The organism is Stenotrophomonas sp. SPM (assembly GCF_003105135.1).
GTDB lineage: Bacteria > Pseudomonadota > Gammaproteobacteria > Xanthomonadales > Xanthomonadaceae > Stenotrophomonas.
This window is the reverse complement of record NZ_QETL01000027.1, coordinates 23,004-41,066: the sequence shown is the minus strand read 5'-3', so window position 1 is coordinate 41,066 and position 18,063 is coordinate 23,004. Positions and strand designations below refer to the sequence as shown.

General features: G+C 68.6%; 10 protein-coding genes. 6 read left to right on the top strand and 4 right to left on the bottom strand.

Annotated features, from left to right (window positions below):
* The 4 genes from DCO49_RS08525 to DCO49_RS08510 all read left to right on the top strand — a co-directional run.
* Positions 1 to 610 (top strand): alpha/beta hydrolase (locus DCO49_RS08525; RefSeq protein WP_133249416.1); only part of this gene is annotated, 610 nt, incomplete at its 5' end.
* A complete protein-coding gene (locus DCO49_RS08520) occupies positions 607 to 2,232 on the top strand; it encodes a carboxylesterase family protein (protein ID WP_116863672.1) in 1,626 nt (541 codons plus the stop codon). The genes DCO49_RS08525 and DCO49_RS08520, both read left to right, overlap by 4 nt.
* Position 2,233: 1 nt before the next feature.
* Complete coding sequence (locus DCO49_RS08515; RefSeq protein ID WP_116863671.1) at positions 2,234 to 3,091, top strand: rhamnogalacturonan acetylesterase; 858 nt, start codon at positions 2,234 to 2,236, stop codon at positions 3,089 to 3,091.
* Between the two features lie 119 nt (positions 3,092 to 3,210).
* Complete coding sequence (locus tag DCO49_RS08510; protein ID WP_116863670.1) at positions 3,211 to 3,798, top strand: cysteine dioxygenase family protein; 588 nt, start codon at positions 3,211 to 3,213, stop codon at positions 3,796 to 3,798.
* Between the two features lie 91 nt (positions 3,799 to 3,889).
* Here DCO49_RS08510 and DCO49_RS08505 read toward each other — a convergent pair whose 3' ends face one another.
* The 3 genes from DCO49_RS08505 to DCO49_RS08495 form a co-directional block, all read right to left on the bottom strand.
* Positions 3,890 to 7,708: a LamG-like jellyroll fold domain-containing protein gene (locus tag DCO49_RS08505; RefSeq protein ID WP_116863669.1), complete on the bottom strand. Its 3,819-nt coding sequence runs from the start codon at positions 7,706 to 7,708 to the stop codon at positions 3,890 to 3,892.
* Between the two features lie 75 nt (positions 7,709 to 7,783).
* A complete protein-coding gene (locus DCO49_RS08500) occupies positions 7,784 to 10,966 on the bottom strand; it encodes a TonB-dependent receptor (RefSeq protein ID WP_116863668.1) in 3,183 nt (1,060 codons plus the stop codon).
* A 225-nt stretch (positions 10,967 to 11,191) separates the two neighbouring features.
* Positions 11,192 to 13,972 carry a TonB-dependent receptor gene (locus tag DCO49_RS08495; RefSeq protein ID WP_116863667.1) on the bottom strand — a complete coding sequence of 927 codons (2,781 nt, stop codon included), beginning with the start codon at positions 13,970 to 13,972 and terminating at the stop codon, positions 11,192 to 11,194.
* A 286-nt stretch (positions 13,973 to 14,258) separates the two neighbouring features.
* On the opposite strand from DCO49_RS08495, the gene DCO49_RS08490 reads away from it, so the two are divergent.
* Both DCO49_RS08490 and eda read left to right on the top strand, forming a co-directional pair.
* Entirely contained in the window at positions 14,259 to 15,278 is a 1,020-nt protein-coding gene (locus tag DCO49_RS08490) for a sugar kinase (RefSeq protein ID WP_116863666.1), read from the top strand.
* Complete coding sequence (eda, locus tag DCO49_RS08485; protein ID WP_108767183.1) at positions 15,265 to 15,903, top strand: bifunctional 4-hydroxy-2-oxoglutarate aldolase/2-dehydro-3-deoxy-phosphogluconate aldolase; 639 nt, start codon at positions 15,265 to 15,267, stop codon at positions 15,901 to 15,903. Before DCO49_RS08490 ends, eda begins: the two co-directional genes overlap by 14 nt.
* Positions 15,904 to 16,002: 99 nt before the next feature.
* On the opposite strand, the gene DCO49_RS08480 is transcribed toward eda, so the two are convergent.
* Positions 16,003 to 17,889 (bottom strand): sigma-54-dependent Fis family transcriptional regulator, encoded by a 1,887-nt coding sequence (locus DCO49_RS08480; RefSeq protein WP_243402695.1) that lies wholly within the window; start codon positions 17,887 to 17,889, stop codon positions 16,003 to 16,005.
* Positions 17,890 to 18,063 lie beyond the last annotated feature (174 nt).

The following is an 18,063-nucleotide window of genomic DNA, read 5'->3' as shown; positions in this document are numbered from 1 at the left end:
GGCCGCGCTGGCCGATGCGCAGCGCGCGCTGCGGGTGGTGCGCGAGCAGGCCGCGCGGCGCGGTCTGGATGCCGGCAGCGTCTCGGTGATGGGTTTTTCCGCCGGCGGCCACGTCGCTGCGCGGCTGGCCACCGGCTTCGATGCCGCGGTGTACCCGGCACGCGATGCCATCGACCGGCTGAGCGCGCGCCCGGCCCGCGCGGTGCTGGTCTATCCGGTCATCGACATGGGTGCACATGCGCACAGCGGCTCGCGCGGGCGCCTGCTCGGCGAGCACCGCGATACGACGCTGGCCGCGCAGTATTCGATGCAGCAGCAGGTGCGCGCGGACATGCCGCCGACCCTGCTGGTGCATGCCAACGACGACCGCGTGGTGAGCGTGCACAACAGCGAGCTGATGGCTGCGGCACTGGCCACGGCCGGGGTCGAGCACGAGCTGCATCTGTTCGCCCACGGTGGCCATGGTTTCGGGATGCGCATGCCGGCGGGGTCGACGCTGGCGGTATGGCCACTGCTGGCGGAGGCGTGGCTGGCGGCTGCGGGTGAGACGGGGGTGGGGTCAGATCCCCTCTCCTCTGGCGAGGGGATCCGACCCCGGGGTAGCCGATGAACACCGCGCCGAACGATCTGCAGCGCCGCCGTTTCCTGCGCGACAGCGCGCGCTGGGCACTGGCCACGGCCACCGTGGCGGCACTGCCATCGGCGCTGGCGGCGCCCGGCCCGTGCGGTGACACCCAGGTGCTGGCACGGGTGCGTGGCGGCCGGGTGCGCGGCCAGCGCGAACAGGGCGTGCTGGTGTTCCGCGGCCTGCGCTACGGCGCGGACACGGCCACCTACCGCTTCCAGCCACCCCGGCCCGAGGTGGCGTGGCGCGGCATCGCCGACGCGCTGGAGTACGGCGCGGCAGCACCGCAGGGGGGCGCCGAAGGCCCCGGCAGCGAGGACTGCCTGTTCCTCAACGTGTGGACGCCGGCGCTGGATGCGCGCGCGCGGCGGCCAGTGCTGGTCTACATCCACGGGGGCGGCTTCAACAACGGCTCCGGCAGCGACCCGCTGTACGACGGCAGCGCGCTGTGCCGGCGCGGCGACGGGGTGGTGGTCACCCTCAACCATCGCCTGAACACCTTCGGCTACCTGTACCGGGGCGCGCTGGGCGACCCACGCTACGCCGCGTCCGGCAATGTCGGCCAGCTGGACCTGGTGCAGGCGTTGCAGTGGGTGCGCGAGCACGCTACGACGTTCGGTGGCGACCCCGGCAACATCACCGTGTTCGGCCAGTCCGGCGGCGGCGCCAAGATCGCCACGCTGATGGCGATGCCGGCCGCACGCGGCCTGTTCCAGCGGGCGTGGACCATGAGCGGCCAGCAGGTCACCGCCGCCGGTCCGCGCGCGGCCGCACAGCGCGCGGCGGTGGCGATGGAGGCGGTGCACGCGCCGGACCTGGCGGCGCTGCTGCGCCTGCCGGCGGCTGACCTGCTGGCAGCCACCCGAGCCCGCGATCCGTCGCGGGTGGAAGACACCACGCTGTATTTCGGGCCGGTGCTGGACGAGGTGGTGCTGCCGGCGCATCCGTTCTGGCCACAGGCACCGGCACAGTCGGCCGGCATCCCGATGGTGATCGGCAACACCCACGATGAAACCCGCGCCTTCCTCGGCAACGACCCGGGCAACTTCGCGCTGGACTGGAACACCCTGCCGGCGCAGCTGCAGAAACAGCAGTTCGTCGACCTGCTGCCGTCGGTGGTGATCGAGCACTACCGCCGCCTCTATCCGCACTACACGGCGTCGGAGGTGTTCTTCGCCGCCACCACCGCCGGGCGCTCCTGGCGCGGTGCGGTGGAGGAGCTGGAAGCGCGTGCGCGGCAGCCGGCCACGGCAGCGCCGACCTGGTCCTACCAGCTCGATTGGCCCTCGCCGGTGGAAGAGGGACGCCTGCGCGCCTTCCACACCCTGGACATCCCGCTGGTGTTCGACAACGCCGGCCTGCCCACGGCGCGCACCGGCGGTGGCGAAGACGCACGCGCGCTGGCGGGCACCATGAGCGACGCGCTGATCGCCTTCGCCCGCCACGGCGACCCCAACCACGCCGGGCTGGCGGACTGGGCGCCGTACACCCTGCCGCAGCGGCGCACGATGCTGTTCGACGTGCGCAGCCGTGGCGCCGATGACCCGCGCGGTGGCGAGCGCGAGCTCTACCAGCGCGTCCCCTTCCTGCAACGAGGTACTGCCTGAGATGCGCCTGCTGCCTTTCCTGTTTGCCCTGGCCGTGGCCGGTGCGGCCCACGCCGCCGTCGACCCGTCGATCAGCGACCGCCCCGCGCCCACACCGATCCGCGCCAGCAAGATCGTGCTGGTCGGCGATTCCACCACCGCCGTGCAGGGCGGCTGGGGCCCGGCCTTCTGCGCCGACCACGTGACCTCGTTCGCTGCCTGCCTGAACCTGGCGCGCGGTGGCCGCAGCACCTACAACTATCGCGCCGAGGGCTCATGGGCGCTGGTCGAGGCGGAGATGCGCACGCCGGGCTACGCCGCGACCTGGGTGCTGATCCAGTTCGGCCACAACGACCAGCCGGGCAAGCCGGGGCGCTCGACCGACCTGCAGCATGAGTTTCCCGACAACCTGCGCCGCTACGTGCAGCAGGTGCGCGCGGCCGGCGCCAAACCGGTGCTGCTGACCCCGCTGACCCGCCGCCAGTTCGTCGATGGCGTGCTGGTGGACGACCTCGCACCGTGGGCCGACAGCGTGCGTGCGGTGGCGCGCGAACTGCAGGTGCCGCTGGTCGATCTGCATGGCCGCGGCCGCGCCCTGGTGCAGGCGCTGGGGCCGGTGGCGGCGATGCGGCTTGCGCAGGCACCCGCTACGCAGGCGCAGGTGGCCAGCGCCCTGGGCGGCACCACGGTCGGCGCCAGCCCGGCCCTGGCCGGCGCGCCGGCGACGGTGCAGAACGCCGCGCTGGAACCGATGGGGCAGGCCAAACAGGCCTTCGATTACACCCACCTGGGCGACGAGGGCGCGCGGGTGTTCGCCACCCTGGTGGCCACGGAACTGGCGCGCGAGGTACCGGAGCTGCGCATACTGCTGCTGCCATGATGCGGCCAACGCCACTAAAATGCAGCGATCTGCGCCTAACGTCTCCTCAATTCGCACCATCTGAAAAAGATGAAGCTCTGAAAACATTCTGTTAACCCGGCTCGCCTAGACTGGCCGACATGGGAGCGACGTTCACACCACTGCCGTTCATGGGCCGGGATCGCCTGCTGGCGGCCGTCGACGGCGCGGTCTGCCTGGCGGATCCGGCGCTGATCACCCACGCACTGCAGAAAGTGCTGCGCGAGGCCATCATCGATCCGCTCATCGAACTGCCGCCATGCGTGCGCCGCCCGGTGGACGGCCACTACGCACGCCGCGAACTGCACCGCAGCCCAACCCTGGGCTACAGCGTCATCGCCATGTGCTGGGGCCCGGGGCAGGGCACGCCGCTGCACGACCACGATGCAATGTGGTGCGTGGAAGGGGTCTGGCAGGGCGAGCTGATCGTCACCCCCCATGCGCTGCTGGAACGGCAGGGCGACCGCCACCGCTTCGCCGCGCAGAAAGCCCTGTACGGCTACCGCGGCAGCGCCGGCAGCCTGATCCCGCCGCACGAGTACCACACGCTGCGCAACGCCAGCGATACCGACGTGGCGGTGTCGGTGCATGTTTACCAGGGCGTGATGGAACGCAGCGCCGTGTTCGATCCGCTCGACGATGGCTGGTACCAGCGCCGGGTGAAGATGATGGAGACCGACGCGGCCTGACCGCGTCCCGCCGGGCATGGCCCGGCGCTACCCACCTCCGTCGCGCTGAATCACGGTGGCGCCGGGCCAGGCCCGGCGGCTCCGCCTCCCATCAACGCGGCACGTCGGCCACGTTGTTCAACCGGGTCACTTCCTCGCCACCATCGGCCAGCGCCACGCGCACGCGCAGGCCACTGCGGTCACCCGCCGGCAGGGGCAGCGACACCACCACCGTCTTCGGCTGCAGGTCCACCGGCGCGGCCATGGCCGGCACCTCGGTACGTGCGATCTCGCGACCCCGCGCATCCTCCAGCACCGCCACGCCCATTCCGCTGCCGGCATGACCCAGGCTGTGCACGGTCACATGCACCTGGCGGCCATCCACGCGCACATCGCCACGGCCGATGCCGAGATCCGCGCGGGTCTCCACCGGCGTGCCGGCGCTGATCCGCTCGAACTCGAACACCTCGGTGCGGCCCGGGCGGAACTGCATCGGTACCGAGGCGCTGGTTTCCAGCTGCACGGTGCGTTCGGCGGCGGTACCGTCGATGCGGCCATCACCATCGGCGTCCACGCCGCTACGCACGCGCCAGGTGCCGCTGGCCACGTTCCAGCCGGTCATCTCGGCGGCGATGGTGCGCGTGCCCAGGTTATGGCTGGTCACGGTGAAGCGTTCGCGCGAGGGCGCGTGCACCAGCAGGGCAACCTGCTCGGCGGCACCGTCGCGGTCGAAGCGCCAGCTGACCGTGTGGCCGGGCCAGCTCTGGTTGCGCTTCAGTGCGATGCCGCCCAGGCGCGCGCGTTGCAGGAACTCGCTGGGCGCTTCCACGCGGTCGGACCACCAGTGGCCCTCGGTGTTCATGTAGGCGCGCTGCACCTTGGCCTGCAGGCCGTCAGCGTGCAGCGCGTCGATGTATTTCGTATCGCCGCTGGCCTGCCAGGCCATCAGGCTGGCGAAGCCAGTCTTGCCGGCGTCGGCCTCGGCGGTGAGCTTCGGGTACCAGTCCTGCTGCCGGCCCAGGACTTCGACGTAGTTCTCGCCGAGGTTGGCCAGCGCGCCCGGCCCGCCACGGGCCACGCGGTAGTCCAGCGCCTGCAGGTACTTCGCATCGCCGGTCCAGCGCCACGCGGCCCAGAACGTGTGCATGGTGTCGCCGCCGCCGGAGCCATTGTTCAACTCGCCGCCGCGGGTGGCACCGGTGGCCCAGTTGATCTCGTTGGGCAGGGTGAAGCGGCCCTTCTCGTCAGTGCCCGCGTGGGCCAGGTAGCCATCGGCCAAACCGATCACCAGTTTGCGGCCGGTCGGATCGGCGTTGTACTGGCCGAGCAGGAACGCCGGGTGCAGCACCGGGAACGAATAGGGCTTCTGCCACTGCCAGTTCGGCTCGCGGTAGACCTTGTTGCCACCGAACCAGTTGCTGGAGAACAGCAGATTGCCCTGCGGATTACGAAGGATGATGCGCTCGTCGAACGCCTTCACCGTTTCCATCAGGCGCTCCACGGTCAACGGATCGCCCCAGTTGAGGTAGAGCATGGCGCTGTTGGTGTTGATGCCTTCCTCGTAGGAATGCAGTTCGTCGGTCTCGATCGTGCTCAGGCCATTGCTGAACATGCCATTGCGGTACACCGCATCGGACAGCGCGGTCAGCGAGGCGTTCAGGCGATCCGGCTGCACGCCCATCAGCGCCAGGCCCGGCCACTGCTGGGTCAGGTCGGAATCATCGGAAATGCCGCCGCCGAAATCGCCGTAGGCCACCTGCCGCTCGTCGATCCACCAGTCGACGAACTGGCGTACCTGGGCCAGGTCCTGCACCTGGTTGAACGCCCACGCCGGCACGCCCTTGGGCACGGCCGGTGCGGTGTAGGGCGGGCGGCCCTGGCTGTTGTAGCTGATGTAGTTCCAGTACAGGCGGCCGAGCTCGTGGTCCGGGTCCACCCGCAGCAGGTCGCTGAGGTCGGCATACACGCGCGCATACAGGCGCTGGCGCTTGGAGGTGGTGTGTTCCTCGACCAGGAAGCCCCAGTTGTCGCGCACCTGGTTGAAGCGGTCGGCTACGTGTTCCTTCAGCGCTTCGGCGCGCGGCTTGAACACCAGGCGGATCTGCGCGCCGTCCACCGCGGCGGCATCGAAGCCCGGCGCGGCCGAGGCGATGCTCAGCCACAGGCTGTCGGGGGTGAGGATGCGGTCGCGCAGGTCCAGCCACAGCGTGCGCTTCTGCCCCGGCTGCACCGACACCGAGACATCGATCATGTCGCGTGCCGGCCAGATCGGATCCTTGACGCGGATGTTCAGCGGGATCAGGCCGTCGTGGGTGGCCGGCAGGTCCAGCGCGGGAAGGTCGATGGCCACGCCGTCCAGGCCGTCGTGCATGTTCTCCCAGCTGTAGGCCCAGCTGCGGATCAACGGCTGGTTGGCCGGCGCGTCACCGACGCCCGAGGGGATCAGCACGTGCACGATCGGCCGCGGCTGCGTCGGCAGGCTGTCGGCACCACGGCGACGCGAACCCGCGCCTTTGGGCAGGGCCATCACCGTGCTGCGTTCGGCGGCCGGGAAGCGGCCATCGATGTAGTGCCGCAGCGCATCGAGGTTGGTGTAATCGGGCAGGGCCTGGCTGTCGATCACGTAGGTCTGCTTGACCGTGCCTTCCGGCTCGGCGCCCTCGCTCACGTTGTAGGCCCAGATTTCCTGGATGGGGGTTTCCTGTTCGACGTTGCTGAAACGCAGCACGCCGCCCTGCTGCGCGGGAATGTCCTGCACGCTGCGCACCACGCCGCGCGGGCGCGTGGCCAGCACCTCGGTGGCATGTTCGGCGTCGGGCCCATGCGCCAGGCTGCCGAAGGCCGCACCGCGGATCTCCATGCGGTTCACCGTCTCGCCGGCCGGCAGGGTCAGGTCCAGGTGCTGGCCGCTTTCCACGTAGGTGTTCCAGTCCGGCAGCTGGAAGTAGTCGTTGCGGCCGGGCAGGCGCGAGCGGTTGTAGACGCCCGGCCAGGTGGTTTCAGCGATGCCGTCGGTGGCCTTCCACATCCACGCCTTGTGGTCGCGCGTATCGGCGAACTCGATCTTGCGGATGCGCGTGCCGGCCGACGCCAGTGCCGGCGGTGCCGCACCTTCCCAGCCGAAGCGATGGCGCCATGCGCGCTCGTCGCTGGCCGGCGCCACCGCGCTGGCCGGCGCCTTGCCGCCTGCCAGTGCCTGCACGGCGGGGGCGTCGAGCATGCGGTCGTACACGCGGATGTGCTGCAAATCGCTGCCACGCAGGAAGTTGTAGCGGCTCTGCACCTGGTAGGGCGCCATCACCCGCCCGGCCAGGCCGAGCTGGTCCAGCGCCGCGTCGTAGTCACCGGTCGCCTGCGCACGCGCCACTTCGCGGCCATCGACGAACAGGCGCACGCCCTGGTCCTCGTCCCAGGCAAAGGCAAGGTGCAGCCACTGCTCCGGCCGCGGCGGCGTGTCCATGCGGAACGACACACGGGTGCGTGCCAGGTTGGCATCGGTGACGAAGGCATCGAAGCCGTGGCCGTTCCAGTCGATGCGCAGCCAGGCCATGTCCCAGCTGCTGTGGTCGGCATAGCCGACGCGGAAGATCACGAACGGTGCTTCGCCCACCGCGTAGCGGGGGCGCCAGTCAAACGCCAGGGTGCCGCGCTGGGCCAGGATGTTGCCCGGTGCATCCCAGGCCAGCACGCCGTCGTCTTCCCACTGGATGGCCTTGCCGCGTGCCCCGTCAGCAACCACCGCCGCCTTGTCGCGGAAGTTCGGCACCGCTTCGCCCTGCGCCGTCACGGCGGTCAGCCCCTGGTTGGCATCGACGTGGAACAGCAGCGTCGGCGACGGTGCGGCCAACGCGGGCAGCGCAGTGGCCAGCGACAGCGCGGCCACCAGCAGGCGACGGCGCGGGCGGGGCAGGACAGAAGCGGTACGGTGCATGGAACCTTCCTTTCAGCAGCATTCGACGGTGCAGCGGCATGGCGGCGGTGCGGTACGGCGGTGCAGGGCGTGCACTCAGAACTTGTAGCGCAGCCCCAGGTAGTACTGGCGCCCGGTGTGGGTGTAGCGGTCGGGCAGTGACAGCGCCGAATCGACGTAGCGTTCGTCGGCACTGTCCAGCAGGTTGATCGCCTCGAAGCTGACGGTCAGCTGCTTGTTGAACTTCCAGGACATGTTGAAATCCACGTTCTTGACGCTGTACTTGCCGGTGACGTCGGCGGTGGCGTACGGGTTGCCGTCCAGGTCCCAGACGTTTTCCTGGGTCAGGATCTGGTTGATGTAGGCATCGCGGTAGCTGGTGGAAACGCGCGCGCTGAAGCGGCCGTCGTCGTAGTACACGGTGGCGTTGTACGAGTTGGGCGACAGGTTCAGCAGGTCGTTCTCGGTGTAGGTGGTGACGATGGTGTCGCCACTGCCGGAGCTGAAGAGGTATTTGATCTTCGAATCGACGTGGGTGTAGTTCAGCTGCACGCCGAAGTTCTTCCAGAAGCCGGGCAGGAAGGTGAAGGGCTGCTGGTAGGTCAGCTCAAAGCCCTTCAATGGACCGCCCGGGGTGTTGAAGTAGCTCTGCACGTTGAACAGCGTGTTCGGGCTGAAGCCGGCCGGCAGCAGGTCCAGCGAGTAACCCATGTCACCCCAGGTGGTCAGCAGGCGGGTGCGCTGCACGTAGGTTTCGATGTCCTTGTAGAACACCGCCGCCGACAGCAGGGCGCCTTCCTGGAAGTACCACTCCGCGCTCAGGTCGTAGTTGGTGGAGCGGAACGGATCCAGCTTCGGGTTGCCCAGGTTGATCGAGTAGTAGCGGTCCTCGTCGAGGAAGCTGGTCGGGCCACCGCTGACGCTGGGCGACAGGTTGGACAGGGTTGGCCGGGCCATCGTCTTGGCCGCACCGAAGCGCAGCACCACGCTGTCGGTCAGGTCCCAGGCCAGGTTCAGCGAGGGCAGCCAGTCGTCGTAGCGATGGCCGACGGTGGTGGCCACCAGCAGGCGCTCGCCGGCATCGGCGGTGGCGCTGGCCACGCCCAGGAAGGGTTCGCAGGCTGCCGACAGGTCACTGCTGCTGGCCGCCTGGCACGGCGCGTAGCCACTGGCGTCGATCTCGGTGCGCACGTAACGCAGGCCGAGGTTGCCGCGGAACGGCCGGTCCCACAGCTCGGTGTTGAAGTCCAGCTGCAGGTAGCTGGCATAGCTCTTTTCGGTCACGTCGAAGTTGTTGTTCGATGCACCGAAATGGCCGACGCCGGCCAGGCGGTAGTCACCGCCGAGGGTGCCGGTGTTGCAGTTGCAGTAGATGTCCAGCAGCTCGGCGATGCGGTTGAAGTCGGGGATCAGCCAGCTGCCCGGCGTGCTGCCGTCCAGGCCCTTGCCGAAGCCATCGAGCGTGGTGGACAGGTCACCTACGCCGACGCCGTCGGGCAGCGCCTGCGACATGCGGCCGTAGCTGATGTTGCGGTACTCCTGCGTGCGCATGCCGTAGTCCTTGTAGGCCAGGCCGCCGCGCAGGGTGAAGGTGGGCGACACGTTGAAGGTCAGGTCGACCTTGGCGGTGTCGAAGCTGTTGTCCACGTACTGCGGGTTCAAGCGCACTTCGCTGATGTTGCCGCCACGCGCAGTGCCGTTGGCATTCACCGGCGCGGTGCCGTAGCCCAGCCACTGCCACGAGGCCGCATCGCCCAGCGCGAAGGGGAAGGTCATCGATGGCATGCTGGCGCCGTTGCGCATGTCCAGCACGAAGCCATCCAGGTTGCTGTTGTCGAAGCTGACCATGGAGAACACCGGCCGCTCGAAGCTGGACGAGGAATGACCAACCAGCGCATCCAGGCGCAGCGCATCGTTGAAGCGGTGCTCGAAGTTCAGGCTGGCCTGCTTGAACTCGGTGCTCTCCTCGATGGCGGTCGATTCGGTGCGGAAGTCGACGTTGTCGAACACGCCGTAGACCAGCCGGTTCTGCGCATCCACCTGCGCCTCACGCACCACGATCTGGGTCTTGCCGCCGTACTGCGCGGTGCGGTGCAGGTTGGCGCCGATCGAATCCTCGCGCTGGTCCTTGTCCAGCTTGGAGTACATCAGGTCGAGGTTGAGCAGGCTGTCCGGGCTGAAGCGGAACTGCAGCGCGCCGGTGACACCGAGCCGCTCGATCTCGTGTTCGGTGCGGATGTAGCGTGGGTAACGCGGAATCCACGCATTGGTGGCCGTCTCGTAGGCGGCGATGTTCTCGGCGGTCGCCGCCGGGCGGTCGATGCCGGTGCCGCAGTGGGTGGCATCGATGCCGTAGCTGCCCCAGCCATTGCTGCGCGCTTGGTTGGCGGCACTGCCGACGCCCTGCGCGGTTTCATTCGCGGCCGGGTTGCGCGGCGTCTGCGGGTCGTAGCCGGCCGGGCTGCAGAAGCCGTAGGTGCCGTTGTTGGCGGCGGTGGCCTGGTTGGAATTGCGGTAGTTGCCGTGCTCCCAGCGCACCGGGTTGTAGCCTTCCTCGAAGATCGTGCGCTTGCTCCACGCCACCGACATCAGCGCACCGAAGCGGCCATCGGCCCAGGTGTTGCTCAGCAGCGCAGACACGCGCGGGTCTTTCGAGCGCGACAGTTCGTTGTAGCCGTACTGGCCGTTGAGCGAGGCCTGGAAGCCTTCGAAATCGAACGGCCGCGATGCGCGCAGGTCGACGGTGGCGCCCAGCGAGCCTTCATCGATCTGCGCCGACTGGGTCTTGTTGACCTTGACCCGGCTGAACAGCTCGGAGGCGAAGGTGTTGAAGTCGAAGCCGCGGCTGCGGTTGACGCCGGTGGTGCCGCTGCCTGCGGTGGACAGCGCTTCCAGGCCGTTGATGCGTACGCGGGTGAAATCCGAACCCAGGCCGCGTACGGAAATCTGCTGGCCTTCGCCGCCTTCGCGGTCGATGGAGACACCGGCGATGCGCTGCATCGATTCGGCCAGGTTCAGATCGGGAAACTTGCCGATGTCCTCGGCGTAGATCGCATCGACCTGCTCGACGCTGTAGCGCTTTTCGTCCAGCGACTGCTGCAGGCTTTCGCGGTAGGTGGCCTTGACTTCCACCTTGTCCAGGTCGACCGCATCGGGTGCGGCCGCAGCCGCTTCCGGGGTCTGTTGTGCATGCGCGGCGTGGCTCAGCACCAGTCCGATCGACAGGGCAAGCACGGTGAGCGGCGCGCGGCCGCGGTGAAGCGCGAGCGACGAATCCATCTGAAATCCCCTCCCAGGGTGTCCTCAAGCGTTGCTAAGGCGTTCCAGCGTGCGTACCGGCCTCCTCCGGTACGACACAGGTGCAACGACTTGCTGACACCGCGGGTCATGCGTGAACGTAACAAAGCACATGGCGCGCGGCATCTTGCGCCGCAGCAGCCGCAGCGGCGTTTCTTCGTTGCACTCCAAGTGCGGCGGCGTGACTGCACGCCGCCGCGTCAGCGGTCAGAACTTGTAGCGCACGCCCAGCAGGAACTGGCGGCCGGTTTCGGTGTACTGCAGCGGCAGCTCGCCGGTGGTGGGCGAGTAGACCCACTCATCGGACGCCTCGTTGGTCAGGTTGATGCCTTCCAGGCTCAGCTCCAGCTGTTCGCTGATGCGGTAGCGGATGGAGGCATCGAGCACGGTGGTGCCGGTCATGCCGTGGTAGCCGTCCAGGTTGAAGCCGGTTTCCTGGCCGGGCGCCTGGGTGAGGTAGTCACTGCGGTTGGTGGCCGAGACACGTCCCGACCAGGCATCGCCTTCGTAGAACAGCGTGGCGTTCCACGCATTCTTCGAGGTGCCGGTCAGCTGGTTCTTCATCACCGCCACGCCGGTGCCGTTGACGTACTGGATGCTGGTATCGACCCAGGTGTAGTTCAGCTGCACGCCCAGGTTCGACCACTTGCCGGGCAGGAAGGTGAAGGGCTGGGTGTAGTTGGCTTCCACGCCATACAGCTCGCCGCCGGGTGTGTTGAGCGGGATGCTGAAGGTGAAGTCGTCGTTGACCGATGCGCCGGTGCCGTCGAGCAGGCTGGCCGGCAGGCCGCTGCTGGAATACGGCCGCACTTCGCGGGTGGTCTGCACGAACGAATCGATGTCCTTGTAGAACAGGCCGATGCCGGCCATTGCACCCTCGGCGAAGTACCACTCGAAGCTCATGTCGACGTTGGTGGCGCGGAACGGATCGAGGTTGGGGTTGCCGCCGGCTACGGTGCGCGCGCCGCCGGCTACGGCCACGGTAACGCCCGGGGTCAGGTTGCCCAGGCCCGGGCGGCTCATCACCTTGGCCGCGCCAAGGCGGATCAGGAAGTCCGGGGTGATCTCCGCCACCAGGTTGAACGAGGGCAGGGTGTCGTTGTACTTGCGGTTGGTGGTGGCATCCACCAGCACGCCGCCGACCGTGGCTGCGCCGCTGGAGGTCTGCTCGGTCTGCACGTAGCGCACGCCGAAGTTGCCCGACAGCGGGATGGAGCCGAGGTCGGTGGAGAACTCACCCATCAGCCAGACGCCGCGGTCCTTCTCTTCGACGCTGCGGCTGTTGTTCGCACGCGGGGCAAGGGCGAAGGTACCGGTGTTGCTGTAGATGTCCAGCAGATCGGCGATCGCATCCAGGTTCGGCACCACCCAGTTCGAGGGCGAGCCGTTGATGCCCTTCAGGCCGGCCTGGCTGGTGAGTTCGGCGGGCACGATGCGCCTGCCGTCGGCGAGCAGCGGTACTGCGCCTTCACTGCTGCGGCGCAGTTCCAGCGTGCTGAAGGTGTAATCCTTGGCCAGCACGCCGCCCTTCAGGCGGAAGCCAGGGCTGAGATTCCAGTTGAAGTTGACCTCGGCGGTATCGAAATCGTTGTCCACGTACTGCGGGCGCAGGCGGATCTCGGCCAGTTCCCAGCCATTGGGGTTGGTCGGGTCGATACCGTAGTTGATGATCGACGCCCGGCTGTTGCCACGGTAGTCGTAGCTGTAGCCGTCGACATCGTACTTGTCCATGATGATGGTGGTCTGCACCGGGTTCTCGTGTGCGGAGCGCGAGATGCCGACCTTGCCGGTCATCTGGAAATCATCGGTGAAGCGATGATCGAAGTTCAGGCTGACCTGCTTGAACTCGGTGTTCCATTCGTCGTGGCGGTTCTCGGTACGCAGGTCGACGTTGTCGAACTCGCCGTAGAGGAGCGCGTTGTTGCGGATCTCACCATTGCGAACGATGGTTTCCGGCTTGCCGTCGCGGTCCGGTCGGCGGTTGGCGCCGGTGGCGGAGTCGCGGTTGCGGCTGAATGAGATCGCTTCGATGTAGTGCTCGTCGCGCGTGGCGTCGATCTTCGAGTACAGCGTGTCCAGCGAGATCTCGGTGCGGTCCGACGGCTTCCACTGCAGCGAGCCGGTGATGCCCAGGCGCTTCTGCTGGTGTTCCATCTGCACGTAGCGCGGGAAACGCGGGTGATAGACATCGGCGCTGCGCGCCGCCGTGAACGGCGAGGTCGCACTGAAGCCGCCGTTGCTGGTGCCGTTGGCCCAGCGGCCGGTGTTGGAACCTTCCTCCAGCGCCTGGCGCTCGGAGTAGGCCACCGACAGCAGCGCGCCGAAGGTGCCGTCGGCAAAGGTGTTGGAGATCAGCGCGGCCAGGCGCGGGTCGGCCTTCTCGGCCATCTGGTTGTAGCTGGCCTGGCCACTGGCGACGAAGGTGAAGCCATCGTAGTCGAACGGGCGTGCCGTGCGCAGGTCGACCGTTGCACCCAGCGAACCTTCCTCGACGTCGGCCGACGCGGTCTTGCGCACCACCATCTGCGAGAACAGGTCCGAGGCGAAGACGTTGAAGTCGAAGCCACGACCGCGGTTGGTGCCGCCGCTCTGGTCGCCGGCGCCGACCGTGGTCAGCGCTTCCATGCCGTTGATGCGCACGCGGGTGAAGTCCGGGCCCAGGCCGCGCACCGAGATGTTGCGGCCTTCACCGGCTTCGCGGGTGATGACCACGCCCGGTATGCGCTGCAGCGACTCGGCCAGGTTCAGGTCGGGGAACTTGCCGACATCCTCGGCCACGATGGCATCGACCACGCCGGCCTCGCCGCGCTTGATGTCCAGCGCTTTCTCGACGCTGGCGCGGTAGCCGGTAACGTTCACCGTATCGAGATTGGTGGCGCTGGGCGCCTCGCTCTGCTGCTGGGCAGCGGCGCCTGCCGACAGGGCCAGGCTGACCGCCATGGCGAGCAAGGTAACCGGTGTCTTTTTTGCTTGGTTCCGAGAATGCATGCCTTTCCCCTCTCCCAAAGGTCTGGTCTCGCGAGTGTTTCAGCGGAATGACACCGCTGGTCAGAGCCGACGGTAGCAGCACGTTCCCTCGGCGGCATCTTGCACCGCAACAGACCTGTGATGTCTCCAAGACGCTTGCGGGACAATGGTTCTGACAGTTTGGTAGGCTGTGCCCACGGCCGCTTCGGTGTCTTGATGACACCGATGGTCAACCGCCACGCGGGTGCGTGGCGCGATTCCACGCCGCCCAGCAGTCGCTGCGGGCGGCCAGCGAAAGGGAGCGGAAATGGGTCGTGTCGTATGTTTCGGGGAATTGCTGCTGCGCCTGGGCGCACCGGGTAACGAACTGCTGATGCAGTCGCCGCAGCTGCAGGTGCACGTGGGCGGTGCGGAAGCGAACGTGGGTGTCTCGCTGTCCCGCTTTGGACATGAGGTCGCCATGGTCAGCACCGTGGCCGGCAACGCACTGGGCGCCCACGTGCTGGGTGAACTGCGCCGGCACGGGGTCGATACGCGCAGCGTGCGGCAGGACCGGGACGGGCGCATGGGCCTGTACTTCCTGACCACCGGCGCGGTGCAGCGTGCCAGCGAAGTGGTCTATGACCGCGCCGACTCCGCTTTCGCGCGCAGCACCGCGGCCGACTACGACTGGCCGGTGCTGCTGCAGGGCGCGCAGTGGCTGCACCTGTCCGGGGTCAGCCCGGCGCTGGGCCCGGACGTGGCGCAGGCCACCCTGGCGGCGGCGCGCGCGGCGCGTGCGCTGGGCGTGCGCGTCTCCTTCGATGGCAACTTCCGGCCCAAGCTGTGGCAGCGCTGGGGCGGCGATGCGCAGGCGATCCTGCACGAGCTGTTCGCCCAGGCCGACATCGTCTTCGCCGACTACCGCGATATCGAAGTCATCCTCGGCCAGCGCTTCGAGCAGGCCGACGTGGTGGCGAAGGTCGAAGCCGCGGCCGCTGCGGCGTTTGCCGCCTTCCCGCAGCTGCAGTGGATGGCGTGCACCCAGCGCCAGGCCCTCAGCGTGGACCACCATGCGCTGGGCGCGCTGCTGCTGGGCCGCGATGGCACCCGCGCCCAGGCACCGGTGCGCCAGCTGCAGGGCATCGTCGACCGCATCGGCGGTGGCGATGCATTCGCCGCGGGCATCCTGCATGGCATCCTGTCCGGCTTCGATGCCGACGCCACCGTGCGTTTCGGCCTGGCTGCCGGTGGACTGAAGCACTCGATCCCCGGCGATTTCAACCCCGTCAGCGAAGCTGACGTACTGGCCCTGGTGGGCGAGGAGCGATTCGATGTCCGGCGCTGATCCGCGCGTACGTGCGGTACTGAAACTTGCACCGGTGATTCCGGTGTTCACTCCCGATGACGTGGACGATGCGGTGCAGGTCGCGCAGGCGCTGTTCCGTGGCGGCCTGCCGGTGATCGAAGTGACCCTGCGCACGCCACGTGCACTGGACGCGATCAAGGCGATGGTCGAGGCCGTTCCGGATGCGGTGGTGGGTGCCGGCACGGTGCTGACGCCGGCGCAGATGGACGCGGCCAAGGCCGCCGGCGCGCGCTTCGCGGTGTCGCCCGGTGCGACGCCGACGCTGTATGCGGCCGCCCGCGATGCCGACCTGCCTTACCTGCCTGGCGTGGCCACCGGTTCGGAACTGATCCTCGGCCTCGAGGCCGGCCTGGACACGTTCAAGTTCTTCCCGGCGGTGCAGTCCGGCGGTGCGCCGCTCCTGTCGGCATGGCACGGCCCGTTCGCCGATGTGCGCTTCTGCCCGACCGGTGGCATCAGCGCGCAGACCGCGCCGCAGTTCCTGCACCTGCCCAACGTGCTGTGCGTGGGCGGTTCGTGGCTGACCACCGCGGCCCTGATGCAGTCACGCGACTGGGACAGCATCGAGCGCCTGGCCCGCGAAGCAGCGGTGCTGGCCGGCTGAGCTACTGCACGTAGAGTCGAGCTTGCTCGACTGCTTCAGCTTATGCGCTGCGCGAACAGCAGTCGAGCAAGCTCGACTCTACCAGTCCACCGCGCGGGTTCAGCGCGTGGCGGGCTGGCCCAGGCGCCGGTACAGCGTGCTGCGGCTGATACCCAGCTGCCTGGCTGCGGCGGTGACATTGCCGTCGGCGTCCTGCAGAGCCTGCCGCATCGCGTCCTCGGCGATGTCACGCAGCCCGCCCGATGCAGTGCTGACGTCAGCCGCCTGTACCCTCGGCACCTTCAGCAGTTCGGCAGGCAAGTGCGCAGGCGTGATCTGCTCACCCGGGTCGCTCAACGCCACCAGCGTTCGCAGGCAGGCCTGCAGCTGCCGCAGGTTGCCGGGCCAGCGCTGTTTCTGCAGCACCTGCAGCACCTCCGCCTGCAGCACGCGGCCCTGTGCCATCGGCGCCCACAGCGCCTGCAGCAGCGCACCGCGTTCGTCCAGCTCGCGCAGCGCCGGCAGATGCACCACATGGTCGGCGATGCGGTAGTACAGATCGGCCCGGAAGCGCCCCTCGGCCACGGCCTGCTGCAGGTCGCAGTGGCTGGCACAGACCAGGGCAAAGTCCAGTTTCACCGGGCGGCCACCGCCCAGCGGTGACAGCTCGCGTTCCTGCAGCACGCGCAGCAGGCGCGGTTGCAGGGCCAGCGGCATGTCGCCGATCTCATCCAGGAACAGCACGCCGCCCTGCGCCTGCCGCAGCAGGCCGGTACTGCCCTGCCGGCGCGCGCCGGTGAACGCGCCTTCCTCGTAGCCGAACAGCTCGGCTTCGATCAGGCCCTCAGGCAAGGCCGCGCAGTTCACCGCCACCAGCGGTTGGCCGGCACGCGCGCAACGGCGATGCAGCTCGCGCGCGAACACCTCCTTGCCGGTGCCGGTTTCGCCCTGCACCAGTACCGGCAGCCCCGCATCCAGCACCCGCACCGCCTGGCGCAACTGCTGCTGCACCAGCGCCGCCAGCACCGTGCCGGGTGCCGCCAGCAGCGCGGGCGCGGCGGCGGCAGGGGCCACGCGGGGCGTGCGCGCAATCACTGCGCCAGCGGCACGCGTATGGCGCCTGCCGTCACTGTGGCCGTACAGCGCACGCCCCTGCCGGTCCAGCAGCAGGCCGTCGTCATGCAGGCGCGACAGCGGCTGGTCGAACAGGGCCTCGTAGGACGCGTGGCCGATGTCGTGTCGGTCCAGCCCGAACAACCCCAGGCCGACCCGGTTGGCGGCCACCAGGCGGCCATTGCGGAAGCCCAGCAGGGCCTCGCGCGGGCTGCCCAGCAACAGCGGCTGCGCATGCAGGTGCAGCAGTTCGCAGTCGTCCAGCCCATCAGCGAAATAGCGATGCTCGATCTGGTCCACCGCGTGGCGGCCCAGCGCCAGCGCATGCAGGTGGGCGTGGCGTGCATCGCCGGAGATGTCGAGCACGCCGACGCGCTGCCCGAACGGATCGAAGATCGGCGTGGCCGAGCAGGTCAGGATGCCGTGCGGGGCGAAGAAGTGTTCCCCGCCGCGCACCTGCAGGGCACGGCCTTCGACGATGGCCGTGCCGATGGCATTGGTGCCGACCGTGCCTTCGTCCCAGCGCACTCCCGGCATCAGCGCGACCTGTCCGGCGCGGTCGAGGAAGCTGTTGCTGCCCTCGGCGTCCAGCACCCAGCCTTCCTCGTCGGTGAGCAGCACGATGCCATCGCTGCTGGCCAGCGAGCTTGCCAGCCCTTCCAGCTCGGGACGGGCCAGCCGCCACAGGCGCTCGCGGCGCTGGCGCAGTTCACGCAGCGACAGCTCGGGCACCGGTGCCACGTCGGGCCGCGCGTCCACCGACAGGCCCTGCCGCTGGCAGCGCCGCCACGACTGCAGGATGGCGTCGGGCACCGCCCCGGCCGGCGAGGCGCCGCGCTCGAAGAAGGCACGGCGCGCGCCACCCACGCGCTCGGGAAGAATCGGCTGGGACACCCTGACGCTCCTGTGTCGCATTCTGCGACAGTTGTTGCGGGCACTGTCCCGATTAAAAGCACATCGCGGCTTCAGTTGCGATGACGACCGCTGGTGCACCGCCGCATTCCGCGCGGGGGTCGGTTGCAACGGCGCTGCCGCGCCCCGTGACGCGCCGCAGCACCAGCGCGGTTG